Annotated in this window: 21 protein-coding genes and 1 pseudogene; 14 read left to right on the top strand and 8 right to left on the bottom strand. The window is 73.8% G+C overall.

All coding sequences use genetic code 11. The features are described 5' to 3' along the window. Positions 1-465: 465 nt before the first annotated feature. From AB0J08_RS28985 to AB0J08_RS28975, 3 genes are all read right to left on the bottom strand, one after another. Complete coding sequence (locus AB0J08_RS28985; RefSeq protein ID WP_360640647.1) at positions 466-1,164, bottom strand: hypothetical protein; 699 nt, start codon at positions 1,162-1,164, stop codon at positions 466-468. A 126-nt stretch (positions 1,165-1,290) separates the two neighbouring features. Then, on the bottom strand, positions 1,291-2,220 hold the full coding sequence (locus AB0J08_RS28980) for a Gfo/Idh/MocA family oxidoreductase (RefSeq protein WP_360640645.1): 930 nt from the start codon (positions 2,218-2,220) through the stop codon (positions 1,291-1,293). 157 nt (positions 2,221-2,377) lie between these two features. Continuing rightward, entirely contained in the window at positions 2,378-3,427 is a 1,050-nt protein-coding gene (locus tag AB0J08_RS28975; protein WP_360640643.1) for a LacI family DNA-binding transcriptional regulator, read from the bottom strand. 153 nt (positions 3,428-3,580) lie between these two features. On the opposite strand from AB0J08_RS28975, the gene AB0J08_RS28970 reads away from it, so the two are divergent. From AB0J08_RS28970 to AB0J08_RS28940, 7 genes and pseudogenes are all read left to right on the top strand, one after another. After that, on the top strand, positions 3,581-5,218 hold the full coding sequence (locus tag AB0J08_RS28970) for an ABC transporter substrate-binding protein (RefSeq protein WP_360640641.1): 1,638 nt from the start codon (positions 3,581-3,583) through the stop codon (positions 5,216-5,218). After that, positions 5,218-6,174, top strand: a complete 957-nt coding sequence (locus tag AB0J08_RS28965) for an ABC transporter permease (RefSeq protein ID WP_360640680.1) — start codon at positions 5,218-5,220, stop codon at positions 6,172-6,174. Before AB0J08_RS28970 ends, AB0J08_RS28965 begins: the two co-directional genes overlap by 1 nt. Continuing rightward, positions 6,171-7,040 carry an ABC transporter permease gene (locus tag AB0J08_RS28960; RefSeq protein WP_360640639.1) on the top strand — a complete coding sequence of 290 codons (870 nt, stop codon included), beginning with the start codon at positions 6,171-6,173 and terminating at the stop codon, positions 7,038-7,040. Before AB0J08_RS28965 ends, AB0J08_RS28960 begins: the two co-directional genes overlap by 4 nt. Further along, on the top strand, positions 7,040-8,011 hold the full coding sequence (locus tag AB0J08_RS28955; RefSeq protein WP_360640637.1) for an ABC transporter ATP-binding protein: 972 nt from the start codon (positions 7,040-7,042) through the stop codon (positions 8,009-8,011). The genes AB0J08_RS28960 and AB0J08_RS28955 overlap by 1 nt, the downstream gene beginning before the upstream one ends. Beyond that, a pseudogene (locus tag AB0J08_RS28950) lies at positions 8,008-8,787 on the top strand (ATP-binding cassette domain-containing protein); the annotation flags it as partial. The gene AB0J08_RS28955 and the pseudogene AB0J08_RS28950, both read left to right, overlap by 4 nt. Positions 8,788-9,023: 236 nt before the next feature. Further along, positions 9,024-10,451, top strand: a complete 1,428-nt coding sequence (locus AB0J08_RS28945; protein WP_360640635.1) for an amidase — start codon at positions 9,024-9,026, stop codon at positions 10,449-10,451. 137 nt (positions 10,452-10,588) lie between these two features. Further along, positions 10,589-11,179: a GNAT family N-acetyltransferase gene (locus tag AB0J08_RS28940; RefSeq protein WP_360640633.1), complete on the top strand. Its 591-nt coding sequence runs from the start codon at positions 10,589-10,591 to the stop codon at positions 11,177-11,179. A gap of 166 nt (positions 11,180-11,345) precedes the next feature. On the opposite strand, the gene AB0J08_RS28935 is transcribed toward AB0J08_RS28940, so the two are convergent. Beyond that, positions 11,346-11,573 (bottom strand): hypothetical protein, encoded by a 228-nt coding sequence (locus AB0J08_RS28935; protein WP_360640631.1) that lies wholly within the window; start codon positions 11,571-11,573, stop codon positions 11,346-11,348. A gap of 527 nt (positions 11,574-12,100) precedes the next feature. On the opposite strand from AB0J08_RS28935, the gene AB0J08_RS28930 reads away from it, so the two are divergent. From AB0J08_RS28930 to AB0J08_RS28920, 3 genes are all read left to right on the top strand, one after another. Next, positions 12,101-12,304: a cold-shock protein gene (locus AB0J08_RS28930; RefSeq protein WP_030918248.1), complete on the top strand. Its 204-nt coding sequence runs from the start codon at positions 12,101-12,103 to the stop codon at positions 12,302-12,304. Positions 12,305-12,668: 364 nt separating this feature from the next. Then, complete coding sequence (locus AB0J08_RS28925) at positions 12,669-14,312, top strand: DEAD/DEAH box helicase (protein ID WP_360640629.1); 1,644 nt, start codon at positions 12,669-12,671, stop codon at positions 14,310-14,312. A gap of 91 nt (positions 14,313-14,403) precedes the next feature. Then, a complete protein-coding gene (locus AB0J08_RS28920; protein ID WP_360640627.1) occupies positions 14,404-14,799 on the top strand; it encodes a CBS domain-containing protein in 396 nt (131 codons plus the stop codon). A gap of 90 nt (positions 14,800-14,889) precedes the next feature. Here the strand turns inward: AB0J08_RS28920 and AB0J08_RS28915 are convergent, their stop codons facing one another. From AB0J08_RS28915 to tdh, 3 genes are all read right to left on the bottom strand, one after another. Continuing rightward, entirely contained in the window at positions 14,890-15,801 is a 912-nt protein-coding gene (locus AB0J08_RS28915; protein ID WP_360640625.1) for a LysR family transcriptional regulator, read from the bottom strand. Between the two features lie 320 nt (positions 15,802-16,121). After that, positions 16,122-17,315 carry a glycine C-acetyltransferase gene (locus AB0J08_RS28910; protein ID WP_360640623.1) on the bottom strand — a complete coding sequence of 398 codons (1,194 nt, stop codon included), beginning with the start codon at positions 17,313-17,315 and terminating at the stop codon, positions 16,122-16,124. Between the two features lie 29 nt (positions 17,316-17,344). Continuing rightward, positions 17,345-18,373, bottom strand: a complete 1,029-nt coding sequence (gene tdh / locus AB0J08_RS28905; RefSeq protein ID WP_360640621.1) for an L-threonine 3-dehydrogenase — start codon at positions 18,371-18,373, stop codon at positions 17,345-17,347. Between the two features lie 562 nt (positions 18,374-18,935). Here tdh and AB0J08_RS28900 point away from each other — a divergent pair. Continuing rightward, complete coding sequence (locus tag AB0J08_RS28900) at positions 18,936-20,321, top strand: serine hydrolase domain-containing protein (protein ID WP_360640619.1); 1,386 nt, start codon at positions 18,936-18,938, stop codon at positions 20,319-20,321. Between the two features lie 72 nt (positions 20,322-20,393). On the opposite strand, the gene AB0J08_RS28895 is transcribed toward AB0J08_RS28900, so the two are convergent. Then, positions 20,394-21,455 carry an ATP-dependent DNA ligase gene (locus tag AB0J08_RS28895; protein ID WP_360640617.1) on the bottom strand — a complete coding sequence of 354 codons (1,062 nt, stop codon included), beginning with the start codon at positions 21,453-21,455 and terminating at the stop codon, positions 20,394-20,396. Between the two features lie 66 nt (positions 21,456-21,521). Here AB0J08_RS28895 and ligD point away from each other — a divergent pair, with 66 nt between their 5' ends. The 3 genes from ligD to AB0J08_RS28880 all read left to right on the top strand — a co-directional run bounded on the left by ligD (position 21,522) and on the right by AB0J08_RS28880 (position 24,160). Further along, positions 21,522-22,529 carry a non-homologous end-joining DNA ligase gene (ligD, locus tag AB0J08_RS28890; RefSeq protein ID WP_360640615.1) on the top strand — a complete coding sequence of 336 codons (1,008 nt, stop codon included), beginning with the start codon at positions 21,522-21,524 and terminating at the stop codon, positions 22,527-22,529. 72 nt (positions 22,530-22,601) lie between these two features. After that, the gene (locus AB0J08_RS28885) at positions 22,602-23,282 is read left to right on the top strand and encodes a GNAT family N-acetyltransferase (protein WP_360640613.1); all 681 of its coding nucleotides are present in this window, start codon (positions 22,602-22,604) and stop codon (positions 23,280-23,282) included. Further along, positions 23,279-24,160 (top strand): aminoglycoside phosphotransferase family protein, encoded by an 882-nt coding sequence (locus AB0J08_RS28880; protein ID WP_360640611.1) that lies wholly within the window; start codon positions 23,279-23,281, stop codon positions 24,158-24,160. Before AB0J08_RS28885 ends, AB0J08_RS28880 begins: the two co-directional genes overlap by 4 nt. Positions 24,161-24,317 lie beyond the last annotated feature (157 nt).

Here is a 24,317-nt window from a genome sequence, read left to right as displayed (position 1 = left end):
CTGCGGCGGCGAGATGTGGGCGCGCGTGGCCGGGCACGTCCGGGCACGTCCGAGTACCGGGCCTCGGGCAGGTCCCGGGCAGGCCGGAGGCAGGAGGCCGGTACGGGCCACCGCGGGGCAGGGCTACCGGGCGCGCCGAGGCGACGGGTGGGTGCGGAGTCTTACGGGCGACAGAGCCCGGTCGGCGAGCCGACCCCGTCGATCCAACGGCGTCGCACGAGCCGGGCGCCACGCGCCCGGGTGCCGGTCACCGCGCAGTGGGCTCCGGATGACGGGCGGAACGCCGCGCGCGACGGCGACGGGTGTCCGAAGACCACCCGCATACCCCGCAGTCGGCGTGCGTGCATCGCCCGTCCGTTTCGCTTTCCGGCAGCCGTGAAGGTCCACAGTACCGCTCAACGGGCCCGGAACCAGGGGCAGTCCCGAATCGCGGGCGCCGGGCGGCGCGCACGCCGGCCGCCGCGGCTACTGCAGGATGTTGATCGCCCGGGCGATGACGAGGGTGCCCAGGGCGAGGGACATCGCCGCCTGCGTCATCATCAGCAGCTTGGCCCACACCTTGACCGCCGAGACGTCGGTGGGGCTGAAGGCCGTGGCCGTCCAGAAGGAGAGCGACAGGTAGTCGGCGAACCGCGGCACCCAGCCGGCCGGCGCGTGGTCCGCGTACTGCATCTCGGGGAACACGAACGCCGGCTTCTCGGACGGCCGGTGGGCGCGGGCGGCGGCGCCACCGCGGTCCAGGCTCCAGTACCAGAGCGCGAAGGCGACCACGTTCGTCACCCAGACCACGCCTCCGGTCGCCAGCAGCCCGGTGGCGTTGTCGGCGAACAGGCCGTTGTCGGTCAGGATGTCCGTCACCAGGTGGACACCCGCGAACAGGTTCGCCACCGTGATGAAGCCGACCAGGAGCTGGGTGACGACCCGGAGCCAGGCCTTCTGCCGGTCGATCCGGCCCGGATCGCCGACGATCAGGACGGCCAGCAGCGAGAACGTGGCGACCGGCAGCACCCACGCCGGATCGACCCGGTAGCGGCTCGGCAGCGTCACATGGAGCACCGCGACGACCGCGACCGCGAGTACCACCGGCCACCAGTGCTCTCCCCGCACGGCGGCCTGATCCGGCGTCGCCCGCGACGGATCCGTCGGGTCCGGGCTTGATGGCATGCCCCATTGTCACCTCGCCACCGGGATTGACGCCGACGGCTCACCAGCCGCACCGGCCCCGGCTGCGCGGATCGGCGCCCGGGCGGAGGAGCGGTCGGGGGACGGGCGGCCGTGTCGTCCGAAGCCTCAGGCCGATTCCAGGCGCTCGACGATCAGTTCGCAGAGCTCGTGGGTGCGCAGGGCGTCGTGGGCGTCGAGCGTCCTGCCGGTGCGGACGGCGTCGAGAAAGCTGAGGACGACCTGCTCGATGCCGCGCTGGCGGGCGACGGGGACCCAGTCGCCGCGGCGGCGGATGGTGGGCTGGCCGCGGTGGTCGATGACGTCGGCGAGGTTGTGGACCTCGCGCTTGGAGTCGCCGCCGGAGACCTGGAGGATCTCCTCCGTCGAGCCGGAGACCCGGTTCATGATGCCCAGCGCCGTGAAGCCCTCGCCGGCGAGGGTGAGGACGACGTGCTCGACCAGGCCGTCGCGCACCCGGGAGCGGACGTCCACGTGCTCGATCTCGCCGGGCACCAGGAAGCGGAGCACGTCCACCACGTGGATGAAGTCGTCGAAGACCATCGAGCGGGGTGCCTCGGGGAGGCCCTCGCGGTTCTTCTGCAGCACGATCAGGTCGCGCGGCCGCTCCTTCGCCTGCACGTAGCCGGGCGCGTGGCGGCGGTTGAAGCCCACCACCAGTGAGCGGCCCGTGCGGTCGGCGAGGTCGACCAGCCGGCGGGCGCCGTCCAGGGTGTAGTCGAGCGGCTTGTCGACGTAGACGTCGACGCCGGCCGTGAGCAGCTGCTCGACGATGGGGACGTGCTGGTCGGTGGCGGCGTGCACGAAGGCGGCCCGGATGCCGCTGCCGATCAGCGCGCCCAGGTCGGTGAAGCGGTGCTCGGGGGCGATCCGGTGGGCGTCACCGATCCGGTCGAGCTTGGCCCGGTCCCGGGTCATCAGCCGCAGGTCGAGGCCGGGCAGCGCGGTGAGGACCGGGAGGTAGGCCTTCCGGGCGATGTCGCCGAGCCCGATCACCCCGACCGGGAGCAGCGCGTCAGGGGCAGGGGTCAGGCTCATCGGGTGCTCCAGTGGTCCAGACAATCATCGGCCGCACCCCACCCTACTCGCCGTCCGCACACGGCCCGGTCTGCGCCGAAGCGGCCGGGCTCCCGGTCGGCGGCCGGGCGGGCGGCTCACCGCCCGGCCTGACGGTGGGTCCTGACGGTGGGTCCGCTCACTCGCCGTGGGGTCGCCGCCGGGACGAGGCGCGGATCTCCAGACGGGTCTCCACCAGCCTCCCGGTGGGCTCCGTCCCGTCGCTCTCCAGGGCCGCGACCAGGAGTTCCACCCCGGCCACCGCGACCCGGGCCGGCTGGAGGCTCAGCGTGCTGACCGGAGGGTCGGCGTGCTCGGCCGCGGCGTCCTCGCTGACGCACACCAGGAGCAGGTCCCCGGGAACCGTGCGGCCGTGCCGCCGGGCGGCGTCCAGGATCAGCGGCGGGCTCGCCTCGCTGGCCACCAGCAGGGCGTCGGGCGGTTCGGCCGCGCTCAGCGCCCGTTCGACCGCGGCGATGGCCGGGCCGTTGCCGGGCCCGCTGGAGAGCTCCTCGCGCGGTTCGGCGCCGTGCCCGGCGCACCAGGCCCGGTAGGAGTCGGTCAGCGCGGCATGGAAGCGGATCGCGGTGTCCGGCAGGACGAGGGCGATCCGTCGGGCGCCCTCGGCGCGCAGGTGGTCCAGGACCCCGGTCACGGCGGCGTCGGTGTCGATGTCCACCCAGTACGCGCCGGCCCGGCCCTCCACCGAGCGGTCGGTGAAGACCGGGATGCGGGCGGCGATGAAGTCCTCGACCATCGGGTCGCCGGTCATCGGGTCGGCGACGATGGCCGCGTCGAGCGGCAGGTCGGCCCACTCGCCCGGGTCCGAGCTGGTGGGCAGCATCACCAGCGCGTACCCGTGCTGAAGTGCCGCCCGGGCGGTCGCGCTGGTCAGCCGCGCGTAGTAGGGCGAGTCGAGGTAGGCCCAGGGGGAGGTCGTGAACTCCCCGACCGCGTACCCGATCAGCCGGGCGTGGCCGGCCCGGAGCAGCCGGGCGGTGGCGTTCGGCCGGTAGCCGAGTCGCCGGGCGGCCTCCCGGGCGCGTTCACGGACCGCCTCGGACATCCGGCCGGTGCCGTTGAGCGCGGCCGACACCGTCGTCTTGGACAGTCCGGCCTCGCGGGCGACGTCGACCAGGCGGACTCGGGGGGAGGCGGTCGGCCCGCCGCCGCGCGGGGTTTGCGTCATGTGCCGATGCTGCCATCCCCGGCCGCCTCGCGTCACCCTTCCGTGACCGCTGAAGAATCGTTCCCGCAAGGGCTTGTGCGGGAACGTTCCCGCATCAATACTCGCCACCATCTCCAAGCGCCCCCCACGACGCCCTGAAAGGGGTGGGTCTCCTTGCGCCTGTCCAGATCCGCCAGCCTGCTCGCCGCTGCCACGCTGCTCGCCGCCACCGCCACCGGCTGCTCCGGCGCCACCAGGAACACCGACGGCTCCACGGACGCCGCCGCCTACCAGGTCACCCCCGACACCCCCGCCGCCAAGGGCACGATCCCGTCCTTCACCTGGTCGCTGTACGCCGAGCCGCAGACCCTCGACTACGCGGTGGCCTACGACTACCCGCCGAACACCGTGCTGGCCAACGTCTGCGAGCAGCTGTTCCGGGTCACCCCCGACCTGAAGATCGCCCCCGGCCTGGCCGTGAAGTCCGCCAATCCCGACCCGCTGACCTGGGTGTACACCCTGCGCGAGGGCGTGAAGTTCCACGACGGCGCCACCATGACCGCGGACGACGTGGTCGCCTCCCTCCGGCGCCACCTCGACCCGGCCACCGGCTCCTCCTGGGGCAGCGCCTTCAAGAACGTCGACTCGATCGAGAAGACCGGCCCGCTGGAGGTGACCATCCACCTCACCAAGCCCGACGTGCTGCTGAACGAGCTCCTCGCCGCCTCCCCCGGCACCGTCGAGAGCGCGGCCTTCCTCGCCAGGGCGGGCAAGGACTACGGCAGCCCCCAGGGCGGGGTCGACTGCACCGGCCCCTACGCGGTCGACACGTGGTCGCAGGGCGACAGCCTCACCCTGAAGAAGAACCCCGCCTACTGGGACACCTCGCTGACCCCCAAGGCGGACAGCGTGAAGTTCGTCTTCATCCAGGACCCGGCCGCCCGCGCCAACGCCTTCCTCGCCGGCTCGGTCGACGGCGGCTACCTGGTGCCCTCCGCCTCACTGGCGCAACTCAGGGCGTCCGACCGGGGCACGGTGCACTTCGGCCCGAACACCGCCGCCGCCGGCCTCGCCGTCCTCGACCTCCGGGGCACCCTCGGCGATCTGAAGGTCCGCCAGGCGCTGTCCAAGGCGCTGGACCGTGCCGCCATCGTCAAGGCCGCGGCGGCCGGCGTCGGCACCCCTGCCAAGGCCCCCGCCGCGCAGGCCGCCTGGGGCGTCGCCCCGGACCGCACCGCCGGGTACTTCGCCGCGCTGCCCGAGCCGGTCTACGACCTGGCGGGCGCCAAGAAGCTGGTCCAGGAGGCCGGCGCGACCGGCCGCAAGGTCGTGATGGCCACCAGCTCGCTCGCCCCGGAGATCAGCGTGGTCGCCAACGCCGTGCAGTCGGCCGGCAAGCAGATCGGCCTGGACGTCGAACTCAAGCCGGTCGCACCGGACGCCTACACCGCCCTCTTCGTCGATCCGGCCGCCCGCGCGGGCATCGACCTGGTGGTGACCAACGGCTACGACAACACCCCGGACCCGCTGGAGTTCTACCAGTCGCTGCACACCGGCGACTTCGGCAACTACGGCAACTGGTCGAACCCCGCCTACGACGCGCTGTTCGACCGGGCGATCGCCGCCGCCGACCCCGCCACCCGGGCCGACCTCACCGCCGAACTGCAGCAGATCGCGGTGAACGAGCTGCCGAGCATCCCGCTGTACGAGGCGCCGTACTCGCTGTTCCTCAACAAGCGCATCACCGGCGCGCCCACCGGCATCGCCCAGCTGTACTACCCGTGGGCCGCGACGATCGGCGCCGCGAACTGATGACCCGCTACCTCCTCAGCCGGCTCCTCGGGCTGGCGGGCGTGCTGCTGGCGACCTCCTTCGTGGTCTTCAGCGCCGTGCACCTCGCCCCCGGGGACCCGGTGTCCTTCCTGCTCAAGGGCCATCCGGCGACGCCGGAGGCGCGGGCCGCGATCACCGCCCAGTACCACCTGGACGACCCCTTCCTCACCCAGTACCTGAAGTGGCTCGGCGGCGTGCTGCACGGCGACTTCGGCCGCTCGGTGCAGTTCCGCCAGGACGTCGGCACGCTGATCGGCTCCCGGCTGCCGTCCACCACGCTGCTGGTCGGGTACGCGGCCCTGCTGGTCTGCGTGCTCGGCGTGTCCGCCGGCGTCCTCGCCGCGCTGCGCGGCGGCTGGGTCGACCGGGTGGTGCTGGTGGGCACCGGCATCACCACCGCCACCCCGCCGTTCGTCGGCGCGCTGGTGCTGGTCTCGGTCTTCTCGGTGCAACTCGGCTGGTTCCCCGGGCCCGGGTCGCAGGGCACCGGCTTCGGTGAACGCCTGCACCACCTGACCCTGCCGGCCGTCGCCCTCGCGGTCACCCTGACCGGCCTGCTGGCCCGGGTGACCCGCTCCTCGATGCTGGACGAACTCGGCCGCGAGCACGTCGAGGTGGCCCGCTCCCGCGGCGTCGCCGAGCCCGCGGTGGTCCGCCGGCACGTGCTGCGCAACGCGCTCGGGCCGATCGTCACGGTCGGCGGCTCGATGCTGGCGGGGCTGCTGGTCTCCACCTCGATCGTGGAGACCGCGTTCAACGTGCCGGGCGTCGGCTCGCTGCTGGTGCAGTCGGTGACCGTCAAGGACTTCCCGGTCGTCCAGGCGATCACCCTGCTCACCGTGACCGGGTTCGTCCTGGTCAACCTCGCCGTGGACCTGCTCGCGCCGCTGGTCGATCCCCGGCTCTCGCTCGTCCGCCGAGGAGGTGCGGCATGACCGCCGTCGCCGCTGTCGAGCCCCACCGCCGCCCCCTGCTGGGCCGGTTGAGGGTGCTCGGCCAGGGCCCGCTGTTCACCACCGCCGTCCTGGTGCTGACCCTGCTGGTACTGGTCGCCCTGCTCGCCCCGGTGCTCGCCCCGTACGAGCCCGACCTGATCGACCTCGGCTCCAGCCTGGTCGGCACCGGGCCCGACCACCTGCTCGGCACCGACCAGTCCGGCCGCGACATCCTGTCCCGGCTGCTGTACGGGGCCCGTGCCGGCCTGCTCGGTCCGCTGCTGGTGGTCGGGCTCTCCACCGTGCTGGGCGTCCTGCTCGGCGTGGTGGCCGGCTGGCGCGGCGGCTGGGTCGACGCCCTGCTGTCCCGCGCGATGGACCTGGTGTTCTCCTTCCCCGGCCTGCTGCTGGCGATCCTCTTCGTCGCGGTCACCGGCCCGGGCCTGACCGCGCCGGTGACCGCCATGGCGATCGCCTACAGCCCGTACGTGGGGCGTCTGGTGCGCGGCATCGCCCAGCGGGAGAAGGCCCGGCCGTACATCGAGTCCTACCTGGTGCAGGGCTGGTCCGGCTGGACCATCTGCCTGCGGCACCTGCTGCCCAACATCGCGCCCACCGTGCTCGCCCAGTCGGCGATCAACTTCGGGTACGCGCTGATGGACCTGGCGGCCCTGTCCTTCCTCGGCTTCGGCGTCCAACCGCCGACCGCGGACTGGGGAGCGATGATCAACGAGGGCCAACAGGCCGTCCTGCAGGGCGCGATGCTGCCCGCGCTGGCGCCCGCCGGCTGCATCGTGGTCGCCGTCGTGGCGTTCGGAATCGTCGGCGAGGGCTTCGCCGACCGGATCGCGAGGCGGGACCGGTGATGACCGAAACCCTTCTGGACATAGACACGTTGACGGTCGAACTGGCCGGTGGGAAGGCCGCCCGGCCGATCCTGGACGGCGTCTCGCTGCGCGTCGCGGCCGGCGAGACCGTCGGCCTGGTCGGCGAGTCCGGCTCCGGGAAGTCGGTGGCCTGCCGCAGCATCCTCGGCCTGCTGCCCGAGCGGGCCACGACCACCGGCCGGGTCCGGGTGTCCGGCCGCGACGTCCTGACCATGGACCGGTCCGGTCTGCGCGACCTGCGGGCCCGCCAGGTCGCCATGGTCTTCCAGGACCCGCGCGCCTCGGTCAACCCGCTGCGCCGGGTCGGCGACTTCCTCACCGAGGGCCTGCGGGCCGCGGGCACCCCCGCCGAACAGGCCACCGCCCGCGCCGAGGAACTCCTCGACGCGGTCGGCATCCGCGACCCGCGCGGCGCGCTGCGCCGCTACCCGCACCAGTTCTCCGGCGGCATGCTGCAACGCGTCGTGATCGCCGCCGCGCTGGCCGGACGGCCCTCCCTGCTGCTCGCCGACGAGCCGACCACCGCGCTGGACGTCACCACCCAGGCCGAGGTGATCGCCATCCTCACCCGGCTGCAGGCCGAACGCGGCACCGGCATGCTCTTCGTCACCCACGACCTGGAGCTGGCCTCGGCGATCTGCGACCGGGTGTACGTGATGTACGCCGGCCGGATCGTCGAGACCCGGTCCGCCAGCGACCTGTTCGAGCGCCCGCGGCACCCGTACACCGCGGGCCTGCTCGCCTCCACCCCTCGGATCGAGCCCGACGCCGCCCCGCCGCGCCCGATCCCGGGCCGGCCGCTGTCGCTCGCCGAAGCGCCGGCCGGCTGCGCCTTCGCCGCCCGCTGTGCCTTCGCCGAGCCTCGCTGCACCGCCGCGCCGCCCCCGCTGGAACCGCACGGCGACGGCCTCGCCGCCTGCCTGCGGGCGGACGAAGGGATCCTGACGTGACCGCCCCCTCCTCCGGCCTGGTCGTGACCGGCCTGCGAAAGCGCTTCGGCGACCACCGGGCCGTCGACGGAGTCTCGTTCACCCTGCCGCCCGGCGGCTCGCTCGGCATCGTCGGCGAGTCCGGCTGCGGCAAGACCACCACCGCCCGGATGCTGGTCGGCCTGGAGACCCCCGACGGCGGCGCCGTCCACCTGGACGGCCGCGACCGGTCCGCCCGGGCCCGTGGCCGCGGGGAACGGCTGGCCCGTGCCCGCGAGATCCAGATGGTCTTCCAGGACCCGTACCTCTCGCTCGACCCCCGGATCACCGTCGCGGCCTGCGTCGACGAGGTGCTCCGGCTGCACTCCCCGCGCGACCGGGCGGCCCGGCGCACCCGGGTCGCCGAACTGCTCGACCAGGTCGGGCTCGGCGAGCGCGAAGCCGCGGCACTGCCCCGCCGGCTCTCCGGCGGCCAGCGCCAACGCGTCGCCATCGCCCGGGCGTTGGCCGCCGAACCCCGGGTGCTGATCCTCGACGAGGCGGTCGCCGCCCTCGACGTCTCGATCCAGGCGCAGATCCTCGACCTGCTCGCAGGCATCCGACGGGACGCGGGCATCGGGTTCCTGTTCGTCAGCCACGACCTCGCCGTGGTGCGGCACATCACCGACCGGGTGATCGTCCTCAGGGGCGGCCGGGTGGTCGAGGCCGGTGACACCGCCGAGGTGCTCGGCCACCCGCAGCACCCCTACACACGGCTGCTGCTCGACTCCGTACCCCGCCGCGGCTGGGACCCGGCCCGGATCGCCGAGGGCCGCCGCGGGCTCGACCGTCCCGAGGCCGATCCGGCCTCACGGCTCCGCCCCGCGCGGGACGAGCCCGAGCAGAGCCGTCCCGCGCAGGACGACCCCGCGCAGGACGACCCCGTGCAGGACGACCCCGTGCAGGACGACCCCGTGCAGAAGAACCTCACGCAGCAGAACCTCAGGCAGCAGAACCCCGGGCAGAACCGCCCCACCGAACGGAAGAGCGTCCGATGACCGACAGCACCGAACTCGCCCACCTCCCCGCCACCGAGGCCCTGCGCCGCTTCCGGGACCGGTCGCTCTCCCCGGTCGAACTGATGACCGCCGTCATCGAGCGGGCCGAGGCCGTCGAGCCCCGGGTCAACGCGCTCGCCGAGCGCACCTTCGAGGAGGCGCTCGCCGCCGCCCGCACCGCCGAGGCCCGCTACGGTGGCAAGGGCGAGCCGCCCCGCCCCCTGGAGGGCCTGGCCGTCGCCACCAAGGAGGAGCAGCCGATCGCCGGCCGCCGCGCCACCGACGGTTCGCTGGCCTTCCGCGAGGAGACCGCCGACCGTACCCACCCGGTGGTCGAGCGGGTCCTCGCCGCCGGCGGCATCGTGCACGCCCGCACCACCACACCGGAGTTCAGCTGCGCGATGTTCACGCAATCCCGGCTGTGGGGCATCACCCGCAACCCGTGGAACCTCGCCTACTCCCCCGGCGGCTCCTCCGGCGGCTCGGGCGCCGCACTCGCCTCGGGCTCGACCACCCTCGCCACCGGCTCCGACATCGGCGGCTCTATCCGCCTCCCCGCCTCCTGCACCGGCACGGTCGGCTACAAGCCGCCGTACGGGCGGGTCCCGGCGATGGCGCCGTTCAACCTGGACACCTACTGCCACGACGGCCCGATGGCCCGGACCGTCGCCGACACCGCGCTGCTGCAGAACGTCATCGCCGGACCGCACCCGCTCGACGGCGTCTCGCTTCGGCCCAAGCTGGTGCTGCCCGACCGGTTCGAGGACGTGACCGGGCTGCGGGTGGCCTACTCGCCCGACCTCGGCGACTGGCCGGTGGACCGGGAGGTAGCCGCCAACACCCGGGCCGTCGCGGAGGCACTGCGCGCGGCCGGCGCGGTGGTCGAGGAGGTGGACGTCAAGCTCTCCCGGGAGGAGGTGCGGACGGCCGCGATGATCCACTTCGGGGCCGTCTTCGGCCCCTACGTCTCCTCGGTGGCCGCCGAGTTCGGCGAGCTGCTCACCCCGTACGCGCTCGCGTTCGCCGAGCAGGCCGGTGCGGCCGGCCGGGAGCCGGGCGCCTTCCTGGCCGGCCTGGAGATCGAGGCCAGGATCCAGGCGGTGCTCGGCGAGCTGCTCGACCGCTACGACGTGCTGCTCTGCCCCACCTCGGGCATTCCGGCGCTGCTGGCCGACGACGACTACACGGTGACCCGCCCGGTGGTGGACGGCGTCGAGCTGGAGCACTACCTGGACACCGCGCTCACCACCGTGTTCAACATCGCCGCGCGTCACCCGGTGCTGTCGGTGCCCTCCGGCGTCGCCGCCACCGGCGTTCCCACCGGCGTCCAGCTGGTCGGCCGGACGTACGACGACGTCACGGTCTTCCGCGCGGCCGCCGCCGTCGAGGCGGTCCGCCCCTGGCAGCGCATCGCGCGGTTCTGACCCTTCGGGAACGGCGGAGGGGGGCCGGCCGACAGCCGGGCCCCCTCCGGGGATCCACCAGGACGAATCCGGCCGGTCGGAGGCATCGCGGGAAAATCCGGTTGTGACCGACGCGGCTCCTGCGAAAGGCTCGCGGCATGCCCTCTCCGCCCGAGTCGATCCCGCTGGACGACCTGACGCTGCGCTGCTTCGACGGCGAGGCGGACCTCGACGAGCTCTTCCGGGTGATCGAGGAGTCCCTCGACCACCTCCGGCCGTGGATGCCCTGGGTCGCCGAGCACAGCCTCGACACCACCCGCGACTTCCTGGCCCGCCGCGGCGAGCAGTGGGAGAGCGGGGACGCGTACACCTATGCGATCGTGACGGACCAGGCCATCGTCGGCGCCTGTCAGTTGTTCCGCCGTGCCGGCCTGCCGAGCGACGGCAGGGAAATCGGCTACTGGCTGCACCCCGCCGCGACCGGCCGCGGCCTGGTCACCAGAGCCGTTCGGGCACTGGTCGAACAGGCGTTTCTCCTCCCGGGTGTCGACCACGTCGACATCGTCCACGATTCGGCCAACCGTGCGAGCGGCGCCGTTCCGAGACGTCTCGGCTTCGTCGAGCACCTGTGCCGGCCCGCCGAACGGCTCGCTCCCGCGCAGACGGGTGAGGACACGGTCTGGCGGCTGACCCGCTCACGGGCGCGGCCCGCACCGCGCCGGAGCCGACGGGGCGATCAAGGGGGCTGAGGATCCGGCGGCCGCCTCGCCGACGGTTCCCGTGCGCCGTGGCGCCGGAGCGCACGGCGCCGTCAGCGGCCGACGCGCCGGGACTGCCGCCGTGCGGCGGGACAGCACTGCGACCCCGGGGCCGGCACGGCCCCGGGGCGCCCCGGGTCGGAGTTCGAACTGCGGTTCAGAGCTTGAACATGGCGGTGTACGGCTGGGTGATCCGCTCCTGCCGTGAACCGAAGTCGACCAGTACCGCGATGTCGCCGTCACCCTCGACCGCGATGGCCCGGCCGAGGCCGTACGTGTCGTGGGTGACCCGGTCACCGACGGCGAACCGTTTGAGAGGTGCTTCGACCCGGGCCTTGAAGGGGCTGGTGGGCAGAGTACGCCGGACTGCTGCTGATTTCGTCATCTCCTCCAGTATGCGCCGGAACGCACGGGAGCGGGCCGTTCCGAAGGTCTCGAATTCGCACAGAACCGGAATCCGGGTACTGCTGTTCCCCGTCGGACCGGCGGAAACAGGGGCCGACGGCGAGCCGCGGGCAGCGCGGACCTGGCCGCCGGAGACGGTCGCCCCCGGCGGCCCCGCACCCGTCGTCGCCGATATTTCCGGACGGTCGCCGCCCCTCGCCGGCCCTCCCGTCGCTTCGGCAACTCCCCCGCACGGGTGACCGGTTGGGGACGCTGCCGGCGGCCCGGCGGTCACCTCCGGGAGAGCCCTCCGCAGTGCCGGGGGTGAAATCCTCCACTACGAAGACCCCCGGCCTGCTAGAGTCGAATGAGTTGCAGTAGTGGTTCCCATGAACTTTGTGTGCGCCTGCTGAGGAATCGCAGGCACATTTTCTGTTTTCCCGGCTCTTCCCCGGGTGGGTCATCATCGCGGCATCTCGGAGCACGCACGGTGCGGGCTCCGGACAGCCCCTTGAAGGAGATTTCTTTATGGCTAATGGCACTGTGAAGTGGTTCAACGCGGAAAAGGGCTTCGGCTTCATCGAGCAGGAGGGTGGCGGCCCCGACGTCTTCGCCCACTACTCGAACATCAACGCCAACGGCTTCCGTGAGCTGCTCGAGGGCCAGAAGGTCGAGTTCGACGTCACGCAGGGCCAGAAGGGCCCGCAGGCCGAGAACATTCGTCCGCTGTAGTTTCTGCCACGGCACTCGCCAGGCAGCGAGGGGCCCGCACCGCGTACACGTACGGTGCGGGCCCCTCGGCATTGCAGGACCACCGATGCCCGGTCACCCGGGTTCCCCGGCTCCGCCACCGGCGGCCTTCCCCACGCGAGATGCTCCGCACCGCGTCAGGGTCGGCGCCCCGCCGTGACCACTCACGGTTCGAGGTTCTTCGCTCCCGCCCGCGCGGTGAGCGCCGACCGTAGGTGACGTGCCGCACGGTTTCACCGTCCACGCTCCGCTCGTCCCTTTTCCGGCCCGTTCCTTGCAGCCTCCGCCCGGTACCCGTGGGCGCGGAGCCTTCCTCGTGACGTGCCACCTTGAGGAAGGTCTCCGTATGAACCGCTCCAGTCGCTCCTCGTACCAGAACGCCAACTCCCGCTCCGGCGGCAGCTCCTACGGCTCCCGTTCGGCCGATGGCGGCTCCTACGGCTCCCGTTCCGGCGGCAGCTCCTACGGCTCCCGCTCGGCCGACGGCGGCTCCTACGGCTCCCGCTCGACCGGCGGCAGCTCCTACGGCTCCCGCTCCGGCGGGGCGTCGCGCTCCGGCGGCGGTCCGCGGCGGCGCCAGGGCTCCTCCGTGCAGGGCGAGTTCGCCATGCCGGTCAGCACCACCCCGGCACTGCCCGCCGTCGAGACCTTCGACGAGCTCGACATGCCCCGGGCCCTGCTCTCGACGCTCGTCCGCCAGGGTGTCACCTCGCCGTTCCCGATCCAGGCCGCGACGCTGCCGAACTCGCTGGCCGGCCGTGACGTCCTCGGGCGCGGCCGGACCGGCTCCGGCAAGACCATCGCGTTCGGTCTCGCCCTGCTGGCCCGCACCGCCGGCCGACAGGCCGAGCCCGGCCGGCCGCTGGCCCTCGTCCTGGTGCCCACCCGTGAGCTCGCCCAGCAGGTCACCGAGGCGCTCACCCCCTACGCCCACTCGGTGCGGCTGCGGCTCGCGACCGTGGTCGGCGGCATGTCGATCGGCCGCCAGGCCCAGATCCTGGGCCGGGGCGCGGAGGTCGTCGTGGCTACCCCGGGCCGGCTCAAGGACCTGATCCAGCGCGGCGCCTGCCGCCTGGACAGCGTCGGGATCACCGTCCTCGACGAGGCCGACCAGATGGCCGACATGGGCTTCCTGCCCCAGGTCATCGAACTGCTCGACCAGGTCGAGGCCGACAGCCAGACCATGCTGTTCTCGGCCACCCTGGACCGTAACGTCGACCGTCTGGTGCGCCGGTTCCTCAAGGACCCGGTCACCCACTCGGTGGACCCGTCCGCCGCCACGGTCAGCACCATGGAGCACCACGTCCTGCACGTGGAGAACCGCGACAAGAACGCCACGATCGCCCACATCGCCTCCCGCGACGGCGGCGTGATCATGTTCACCGACACCAAGCACGGCGCCGACCGGCTGGTGGACGAGCTGCTCGCCAACGGGGTGAAGGCGGCCGCGCTGCACGGTGGGAAGTCCCAGCCGCAGCGCACCCGCACCCTCCAGCAGTTCCGCAACGGCCAGGTCACCGCGTTGATCGCGACCAACGTCGCGGCCCGGGGCATCCACGTCGACGGCCTCGACCTGGTCGTCAACCTCGACCCGCCGACCGACCACAAGGACTACCTCCACCGTGGCGGCCGCACCGCCCGGGCGGGCGAGTCCGGCACCGTCGTCACGCTCGTCCTGCCCAACCAGCGCCGTGAGACGGCCCGCATGATGGCCACCGCCGGCATCACCCCCGAGTCCACCCGGGTCCACTCCAGCGACCCCGAGCTCGCCCGCATCACCGGCGCCCGCGTGCCCACCGGCGTCCCCGTCGTGATCGCCGACCCGGTGGTCGAGCGGCCCCGTCGCGGCGCCTCGGGCAGTCGCAACCGTCGCAGCCGCCCCGCCTCCGCCGGCCGCACCACGCAGGCCCGCACGTCGCAGGCCGGCTCCTCGCAGGGCGGCGCCGGCGCCCGCCGTGGCGGGTCGCGGCGCGTCGACCTGGCCGCGTAGCACCCACGGGACCGGCCCCGCCGCGGCAGTGCCGTCGAGCACCCTCCCTGATCGCCGCCGTCACCGGCGGGACCGACCCGAAGGAGCCCCCATGACCATGGCCCTCGAACAGCCCGCCGACTTCGTCGCCGACTCCGCCGTCACCGTCGGCGACGTGATGACCCACCCCGAGCTGCAGATCAGCGACGACGTCATGGTCGACACGGCGCTGGACATCCTGCTGAGCTCCGGTGCCCCGCACGCGCTGGTCCGCGACGACGAGGGCCGCTGCGCCGGGCTGCTGACCCGCCTGCACCTCGCGCCGTTCCGGGCCCGGTCCTGGTACACCGAACGCACCCCGGTGCGCGCCGTGAAGCACGACCGCGCGCCGTTCGCCACCGCCGGCATGCCGGCCGCCACCGCGGCGGCCACGATGCGCTCCCGCGGCCTGGACGCATGGCCGGTGGTGGACGACGACGGCCACGTCATCGGACTGCTCAGCATCTGAGCCCCGTCCGGACCAGGACCCGCCGCCCCCGGCCAGGGGGCGGCGGGTCCTCGTCGTTCCCGGGTCCCGGTTCCAGGGCGGCGGCCCCGCTCAGCCGGTGGCCGCCGCCACCTCGGTGAGGGTCTCCAGCACCGGGCGGATCAGCGGGTGGCCGTCCGCGCCGGCCCGGACGGCGGCGAACACCCGGCGGGTGGCGAGGGCACTGTCCACCGGTCGCACCGCGACCCGGCCGAGCTCCACCCCGAGCAGCGCGGAGCGCGGCACCAGGGCCACCCCCGCGCCGGCCGAGGCGAGCGCCACGACGGCGCGGAAGTCGTCCGAGGAGTGCACCAGGCGCGGCTGGAACCCGGCGTACTCGCAGGCCAGCAGCACCACGTCGTGGCACGGGTTGCCCGGGTAGGGGCCGATCCAGGGTTCGTCAGCCAGGTCGGCGACGGCGATCGGCCCCTCGCCGGCGGCCAGCGGATGGCCGAGCGGCAGCACCGCCTCGAAGGGTTCGGCGTACAGCGGCACCCGGGTGAGCCGGGCGTCGTCGGCCCTCGGCGCGCCCCGGTACTCGACGGCGACCGCCAGATCGGCGCGCCCGTCCAGGACCATCGGCAGGCTCGCGTCGCCCTCCGCGTCCAGCACCTTGAGGCGGACGCCGGGCGCCCGGACGGCGAGGGTGCCGATGGCGGGCGCCAGCACCAGCGAGATCCCGGTGGCGAAGGAGGCCACGGTGACCTCGCCGGCCACACCCGCGCTGTAGGCCGCGAGATCGGCCTCCGCCCGTTCGAGCTGGGCGAGGACGGCGTCGGCGTGCCCGAGCAGGATCTCGCCCGCGGCGGTGAGCCGCACCCCCCGGCCCTCGCGTGCGAGCAGGTGGTGGCCGGTCTCCTGCTCCAGCGCGGTCAGCTGCTGGGACACCGCCGAGGGGGTGAGGTAGAGGGCGGCCGCCGCAGCGGTCACGGTGCGGTGGTCCGCCACGGCCCGCAGGGTCCGCAGCCGTCGTGCGTCGATCACACGCCAATTCTGCCAGCGTGCCGCGGGGTGCCGGAGCCACGGGTGGGCCGGGCGGAGCCGGATGGGGCGGCGCGGGCCGCCGGAGCCGGGTGCGGCGAAGCCCACCGCGACCGCGCACGGGAGTGGGACGTCGGACGGGTCGACGTCCCACTCCCGGGCGGGAGGGTGGGGCAGTTGGTCTGTGGTGGCGCGCCGTAGGGCTGGGATCCGCGGCCGGTGGGGCGCGCCGTACGGCCGGTGATCCGCGGCCGGTGGTGTGCCGTGCGGCGCAGGCGAGCCGGTCGGGCCTGCGCCGCACGGCGGTCCGGGTGCTCCCGGTGCTACTCCCCGAGCGCGGCGCGCGCGTCGACGAAGGCCGCGACGGCGCGCTCGACGTCCTCGGTGGAGTGCGCGGCGGACAGCTGCACCCGGATCCGGGCCGCGCCGTGCGGCACCACCGGGAAGGAGAAGCCGATCACGTACACCCCGCGCTCCAGCAGCAGTTCGGCGAGCCGGCCGGCCTGGGCCGCGTCGCCGATCATCACCGGTGCGATCGGGTGGTCGCCGGGCAGGATCTCGAAGCCCGCCTCGGTCATCTTCGACCGGAACAGGGCCGTGTTGGCGGCCAGCTTCTCGCGCAGCTCGGTCGAGCGCTCGACCAGGTCGAGCACCTTCAGCGAGGCGGCAGCGATCACCGGGGCGAGCGAGTTGGAGAACAGGTAGGGCCGCGAGCGCTGGCGCAGCAGGGCGACGATCTCGCGGCGCGCCGCGACGTAGCCGCCGGAGGCGCCGCCGAGGGCCTTGCCGAGGGTGCCGGTGATGATGTCGACGCGGTCCATCACGCCGTGCAGCTCGGGGGTGCCGCGCCCGTTCGGGCCGACGAAGCCGACGGCGTGCGAGTCGTCGACCATGACCATGGCGTCGTAGCGCTCGGCCAGGTCGCAGATCTCGCGCAGCGGAGCGACGTAGCCGTCCATCGAGAAGACGCCGTCGGTGACGACCAGTCGGCGGCGGGCACCCTGGGCCTCCTTGAGCTGCTGCTCCAGGTCGGCCAGGTCGCGGTTGGCGTAGCGCAGCCGGCGGGCCTTGCAGAGGCGGATGCCGTCGATGATGCTCGCGTGGTTCAGGGCGTCGGAGATGACCGCGTCGCGCTCGTCGAGCAGGGTCTCGAAGACACCGCCGTTGGCGTCGAAGCAGGAGGAGTAGAGGATCGTGTCCTCCTGGCCGAGGAACCCGGACAGGCGGTCCTCCAGCTCCTTGTGGACGTCCTGGGTGCCGCAGATGAAGCGGACCGAGGCCATGCCGTAGCCCCAGCGGTCCAGCGCGTCCTTGGCGGCGGTGAGCACCTCGGGGTGGTCGGCGAGGCCGAGGTAGTTGTTGGCGCAGAAGTTCAGCACCTCTCCGGGCCGCCCGCCACCGGTGACGGTGACGGCGGCGCTCTGCGGGGTGCCGATCACCCGCTCGGGCTTGAAGAGGCCGGCCTCGCGGATCTCGTCGAGGGTGGCGGCAAGGTCGTCGCGCACGTTGTCGAACACGGTGTCTCCCTAGAGGGGGTCAGACGGTCTCAGACGGTCCAGTCGAGGATGATCTTGCCGCAGCGGCCGCTGGCGGCCTCGTCGAACGCGGCTTCGAAGTCGGCCGCGGCGTAGCGGCCGGTGATCACGGGGCTGAGGTCGAGCCCGCCCTCCAGCAGGACGGACATCGCGTACCAGGTCTCGAACATCTCGCGGCCGTAGATGCCCTTGATGGTGATCATCGAGGTGACGATCGAGGCCCAGTCGACGGGGAACTGCTCGGCGGGCAGGCCGAGCATGGCGATCTTCCCGCCGTGGGTCATGTTGGCGATCATCGACTGCATCGCCTCGGGGCGGCCGGACATCTCCAGGCCGACGTCGAAGCCCTCGCGCAGGCCGAGCTTCTGCTGGCCCTCCTCGATGGTGTGCTCCGCCACGTTCAGGGCGAGCGTCACACCGACCTCACGGGCCAGGTCGAGGCGGTACGGCGAGACGTCGGTGATCATCACGTTGCGGGCGCCGGCGTGCTTGGCGACGGCGGCGGCCATGATGCCGATCGGGCCGGCCCCCGTGATCAGCACGTCCTCGCCGACCAGCGGGAAGGAGAGCGCGGTGTGCACGGCGTTGCCGAAGGGGTCGAAGATCGCCGCGACGTCGAGGTCCACCGGGACCCGGTGCACCCAGACGTTGGAGGCGGGCAGGGCCACGAACTCGGCGAAGGCGCCGTCGCGCCCGACACCGAGGCCGACGGTGTTGCGGCAGAGGTGGCGGCGGCCGGCCAGACAGTTGCGGCACTTGCCGCAGACCAGGTGGCCCTCGCCGCTGACCAGGTCGCCGACCGAGACGTCCGTGACGGCCGCGCCGATCTCGGCCACCTCGCCGACGAACTCGTGACCGAGGACGAGCGGGGTGCGGATGGTCTGCTGGGCCCAGCCGTCCCACTTGCGGATGTGCAGGTCGGTGCCGCAGATGCCGGTCCGCAGCACCTTGATCAGCACCTCGCCGGGGCCGATGGCAGGCTTCGGGACGTCCATCAGCCAGAGTCCCGGCTCGGCCTTCTGCTTGACGAGTGCCTTCACTGCGGCGGCTCCTGACGCACGGTGGGGCGGCCTGGTGTGGGCAGGCCGACGGGGCCCGGCTGGGTGGCTGCTCCTGCCGCCTCGCACCGGGCATGGAGCAATCTGCCTGGTGGGAGGGGGTGCGGTCCATCGAGGAATTCTTAAGGGGCGCCACAGCTGGGCTAAACGATCGTGCCCGAGCCGGGCCCGGCGGCCGTCGCGGCGTGCCGGTGGCCACCCGTTCGGCGCAGCGCGCGGGGCACTCGGCACCTGCCCGGGGGCTCGGGAGAGGGTGGACCGGCCGGGGGGCGCGCGTCGCGTGGGCACGGCGCGGGGACGGCGCGGGCGCGGGGACGGCCGTGGACGGCTCAGCGGCGGGGCGCGAGGAACGGGCGCGCGACAGCGGTCGGTCTACGCGGGCGCGCGCCGGATCGCGCTGGCGATCGCCGGGTGGGCCGTTCGGGCCAGCGGGCGGCGGCCCGCGCGCGGGGCGGTCGTGGCGCGCATACCGTGGCGATCGCTCCCCCCGTGGCCCCGTGGAGCGCCGCTCCGGGGCCGTTCGGCCCAGAGAGGCGCCTCGACCATGACGAAGACACCACGGCCGCTCGCCCCGCTGCCCCGCCGCTCCGTGCGGGCGGCCACCGCGGTGCTGGCCCTGACCGGCCTGCTGGCCGCCGCCGGGTGCTCCGGCGGGACCGCCGCCGCCCCGCCGGCCGCCGGCGCTGTCACGGCGGTGCCCGCCGCGCTCAGCCCTTCGGCGACGGCCTCCGGCTCCTCGGCCGGGTCGCCGAACGGGTCGCCGGGCGCGTCCGGGTCGGCTGGTGCGTCGGGCTCTCCGAGCGCGGGCGCCTCCGGTTCCTCGGCCTCGTCCGGCGGCACCGTGGCGGCGCTCACCCCGGACGTCACCGCACGGCTGGACGCGGCGGTGCAGCGGGTGCTGAGCGAGGCGTCCGTTCCCGGTGTGATGGTCGGTCTGACCACGCCCGACGGCAGCTACCTCAAGGCCTTCGGCGTCTCCGACAAGGTCGCCGGCACACCGATGGTCACCGGGCTGAACATGCGGATCGGCAGCGAGACCAAGACCTTCACCGTCACCGGGCTGCTGCGGCTGGTCGACCAGGGCAAGCTCGGGCTGGACGACCCGGTCGGCAAGTACCTCGCGGGGGTGCCCGGCGGGGACACCATCACCCTGCGCCAGCTCGCCGACATGCGCAGCGGCCTCTTCAACTACAGCGCGGACCCGAACTTCCAGCAGGCCGTGGTCAGCGACCCGAACCGCGTCTTCACCCCGCAGCAGCTCCTGACGTACGCCTTCGACCACCCCGCGAACTTCGCCCCGGGCACTCGGTTCGAGTACAGCAACACCAACACCGTGCTGATCGGCCTGGTGGTGGAGAAGGTCGGCGGGCAGCCGCTCGACGTCTTCCTGAAGCAGCAGGTGTTCGATCCGGCCGGGCTGGGCCGGACGGTCTTCCCGACCGACGCGTCGTTCCCCCAGCCGCACGCGCGCGGCTACACCGACCAGACACCGGACGGCACGATCGCGGACGCCACCGACTGGGACCCGTCCTGGGCCTGGGCCGCGGGCGCCGTCATCTCCGACCTGGCCGACCTGCAGAGGTGGGCGAAGGTGCTGGCCACCGGCACGCTGCTGAAGCCGGCCACCCAGGCCGAACGCCTGGTGACACCGCCCACGCCGCTGCCGGGCGTCGGCTACGGGCTCGGGCTCTTCGTCAACCACGGCTGGATCGGGCACAACGGCTCACTGCCGGGCTACCAGAGCGCGGTGGTCTACCTGCCGTCGGCGCAGGCCACGCTGGTGGTGCTGCTGAACACCGACATCTCGTCCCGGGGCGAGGAGCCGTCGACGCTCTTCGCCGAGGCGATCACCGAGATCGTCTCGCCGGGCAACGTCTACTCGTTCCCGCCCGTGTCGGGGAGCGCCTCGCCGTCCGCCTCGGTGGCCTGACCGACCCGTCGGGCCACCGAAGCGGACGGGCCGACAGGTCGGGCCACCGAGGCGGACGGGCCGACAGGTCGGTCAGATCCCCAGCACCCGGGTCAGGTCGTAGGAAACCGGCTCCTCCAGCTGCGCGTAGGTGCAGCTCTCCGGGGTGCGGTCCGGGCGCCAGCGGCGGAACTGCGCGGTGTGCCGGAACCGGGTGCCCTCCATGTGGTCGTAGGCCACCTCGACCACCCGCTCGGGGCGCAGCGCCACCCAGGAGAGGTCCTTGCCGCCGGTCCAGCGGCTGACCGCGCCGGGCAGCCGGGCGTCGGCGTGGGCAGCCTCGTCCGCCCAACCGCCCCACGGGTGGGCGGAGACGTCGTCCATCCGCAACGGCGCCAGCTCCTCGACGAGTTCACGCCGCCGGGCCATCGGGAAGGCGGCACAGACGCCGACGTGCTGCAACCGCCCCTCGGCGTCGTTGATGCCGAGCAGCAGCGAGCCGATCACCGGACCGCTCTTGTGCTCGCGGTAGCCCGCCACCACGCAGTCGGCGGTGCGCTCGTGCTTGATCTTGAACATGGTCCGCTCCCCCGGCCGGTACGGCTGGTCCAGCGGCTTGGCCACCACGCCGTCCAGTCCGGCCCCCTCGAACTCGGCGAACCAGCTCTGCGCCAGCTCGCGGTCGGTGGTGGCGGGGGCGGTGAAGACCGGGTCGGCGGCGCCGGCGAGCGCCGTCTCCAGCGCCGGGCGCCGCACCGGGAGCGGCTCGTCGAGCAGCGAGGCACCGCCGAGCGCGAGGAGGTCGAAGGCGACGAAGGAGGCGGGGGTGCGCTCGGCCAGCAGCCGCACCCGGCTGGCCGCCGGGTGGATCCGTTCCAGCAGCTCCTCGAACCGCAGCCGGCCGTCCCGGGCGATCACCACCTCGCCGTCCAGCACGCAGCGCGGCGGCAGCTCCCGCTTCAGCGCCTCCACCAGTTCGGGGAAGTACCTGGTCAGCGGCTTTCCGGTCCGACTGCCGAGCTCGACCTCGTCGCCGTCGCGAAAGACGATGGTGCGAAAGCCGTCCCATTTCGCCTCGTACTGCATTCCCGGCGGGATCTTGGCCACCGACTTGGCGAGCATCGGCGCGACCGGCGGCATCACGGGCAGGTCCATGGCTCCGATCCTCGCGCCAACCGTTCCGGGGCGCGCGCCGGGCCCGACCCGCTTAGCGTGAGAGGCATGGGCTCAGCCGTGGAACTGGATGTCGCCGGGCGCAGCGTCCGGCTGTCGAACCCGGACAAGGTGTACTACCCCGAGCGCGGCTTCACCAAGCTGGACGTCGCGCAGTACTACCTGGCCGTGGCGGACGGGGTGCTGCGCGGGCTGCGGAACCGGCCGACCACGCTGCAGCGGTTCCCGGACGGGGTCACGGGTGAGTTCTTCTACCAGAAGCGGGCGCCGAAGGGCCTGCCGGAGTGGCTGCCGACGGCACGGATCAGCTTCCCGAGCGGACGGTCCGCCGACGAGATCTGCCCCACCGAGCCGGCCGCCGTGCTGTGGGCGGCCAACCTGGGCTGCCTGACCTTCCACCCCTGGCCGGTGCGCCGTTCGGACACCGACCACATCGACGAACTGCGGATCGACCTCGACCCGCAGCCGGGTACCGACTTCCACGACGCCGCGCTGGCCGCGCACGAGCTCCGCGCGGTGCTGGAGGAGTACGGGCTGCGCGGCTGGCCGAAGACCTCCGGCGGGCGCGGGGTGCACGTGTACGTGCCGCTGGAGCCGCAGTGGACGTTCACCGACGGCCGGCACGCCGTGATCGCGCTCGGCCGGGTGCTCGAGCAGCGGATGCCGGGCCGGGTGACCACGGCGTGGTGGAAGGAGGAGCGCGGCGAGCGAATCTTCGTCGACTACAACCAGATGGCCCGGGACCGGACCATCGCCTCCGCCTACTCGCTGCGCGCCCGCCCCCGGGCGACCGCCTCGACGCCGCTGCGCTGGGAGGAGCTGGACGACGCGACTCCGGAGGACTTCGACCTGCGGACGGTGCCGCCGCGGTTCGCCGAACTCGGCGACCTCCAGGCGGAGATGGACGACAAGGCGTACCGGCTGGACGGGCTGCTGGAGCTGTACGAGCGGCAGCTGCGGGACGAGGGGCTGGGCGAGCTGCCGTACCCGCCGGACCACCCGAAGGCCCCCGGCGAGCCGAGCAGGGTGCAGCCGAGCCGGGCTCGGAAGACCTGACGGGCGGGGACGGGGCGGGGCAGGGGCGGGGCGGCCGGCCGTCGGTGATCACCTAGGCTGGCGTTCCGTCGGATGGAAGGCTTCAAGGGGTGGGGGTTCAGGGTGGGTGAGCGCGGGCTGCGGGAGATCCTGGCCGACGCGGCGGGCGGAGTGTTCCCGCCGTCGGACGGATCGGTGACGGTGGTGCCGCAGCCGTCGGCGCGCGAGGCCGGGGTGGTGTCGTTCTCGGCGCACGCCGTGGTCTTCACCGACGAGGACCCGGCCTGGGTGCACGCCGTGCTGGCCGCCGTGCCGAGCGATCCGCTGGCCGCACCGCTCTGCCCGCCCTTCCTGACCGCGTTCGCCGAGCGGACCGGCCGGGTGGTCAACAACATCGACCTGCTGACCGTGGCCGACCGGCTCCCCGGCCGCCCGCCGCTGCCCCTGGCGGAGGTCCGGGACCGGGCGCACCCCCGGGTGGTGCGCGCCCTGCGCTACCGGGAGGACGTCCGGGTGTTCACGGTCGACGGCGGGGTCCTGGTGCTCGGGCGCGGGGTGGCCGGGCGGTGGGAGTGCGCGATAGAGGTGGATCCGCAGGCGCGCGGCCGGGGACTGGGGCGCGCGCTGGCGACGAGCGCCCGGCATCTGCTCCCTGAGGGCGAGTGGATCTGGTCGCAGCAGGCGCCGGGCAACGCCACCAGCGTGCGGGCCTTCCAGGCGGCCGGGTACCGCCCGGTCGGCGCGGAGACGCTGCTGGTGCTGGGGCGGCCGTGAACGGGGGCGAGGTGGTTCCGCGCGACCTGGTGACCGTGCCGGCCGAGGTCCAGGACCGGTTGACGGTCCGCTTCGGCCCGTCGGCCGAGGCCTGGTGCGCGGCGCTGCCGGCCCTGGTCGACGAGCTGGCCCGGCGCTGGGGCCTGACGGTCCGCGCGGCCGGCGGCGGCGGCACGTCGCGGGTGTTCCGCTGCGAGCACGGCGACGGCGCCCCCGTCTGGCTGAAGCTGACACCCGATCCCGAGGTCGCCGCAGAGGAGGCGGCGGCCCTGCGGGCCTGGGCCGGGCTGCCGTCCGTGGTGCGCCTCCTGGCGGCGGACGCGGCGGCGAACGCGCTGCTGCTGGCGGACGTCGCGCCGGGGGGCACCCTGCGGCAGCGGGCCTGGCGGCCGGCGGAGGTGGCGCCGCTGCTCGGCGCCCTGCGCTCGGTGCCGGTGGACGGGCTCGCCCTGCGGCCGCTCGGCGACCGGGTGGAGTTCCTCTTCGACCTCACCGAGCGGCGGGCACCCGGCGCGGTGCCGCCCGGGGCGCGCGCCTGCGCCCGGGAGCTGGCCGCCGGCGGACGGCTCGCGCTCGTCCACGGGGACCTGCACCCGGCCAACGTCCTGGACGGCCCGGCCGGGCCGGTGGCGATCGACCCGCGCCCCACCCTGGGGGATCCGGACTTCGACCTGGTGGACTGGGTGATCGACGGCGTGACCGACCGACCCGCCCTGGACCGGCGGATCGCCGGGCTGAGCGCGCTCGTCCCGGGCGCCGATCCGGCGCGGGTCCTGGCCTGGTGTCGAACGCTCGCCGTGATCGTCGCGGCCCCGCGCGCGGCAGCGGGGCGGCGCGACGCGGAGACGGCGTTCCTGCTGGAGCTGGCTGGGCTCTGAACATCCGGGCCTGGTGCGGTACCGGGCCCCTGAGACAAGGACAGAGCCGCCCTCCGCACAGGACGTCGACCCCGCCGACTTCCTGTGCGACCGCTGCCCGTCCCTTTGGGCACCGGGACGGTCGGGCCAGACAGCCCCGGAGAGCCTCGCCCCGGAT

The sequence above is a fragment of the Kitasatospora sp. NPDC050463 genome, assembly GCF_040655255.1.
Lineage (GTDB): Bacteria > Actinomycetota > Actinomycetes > Streptomycetales > Streptomycetaceae > Kitasatospora.
The sequence above is the reverse complement of the archived record's forward strand: the minus strand, read 5'-3'. Positions and strand labels throughout refer to the sequence as shown.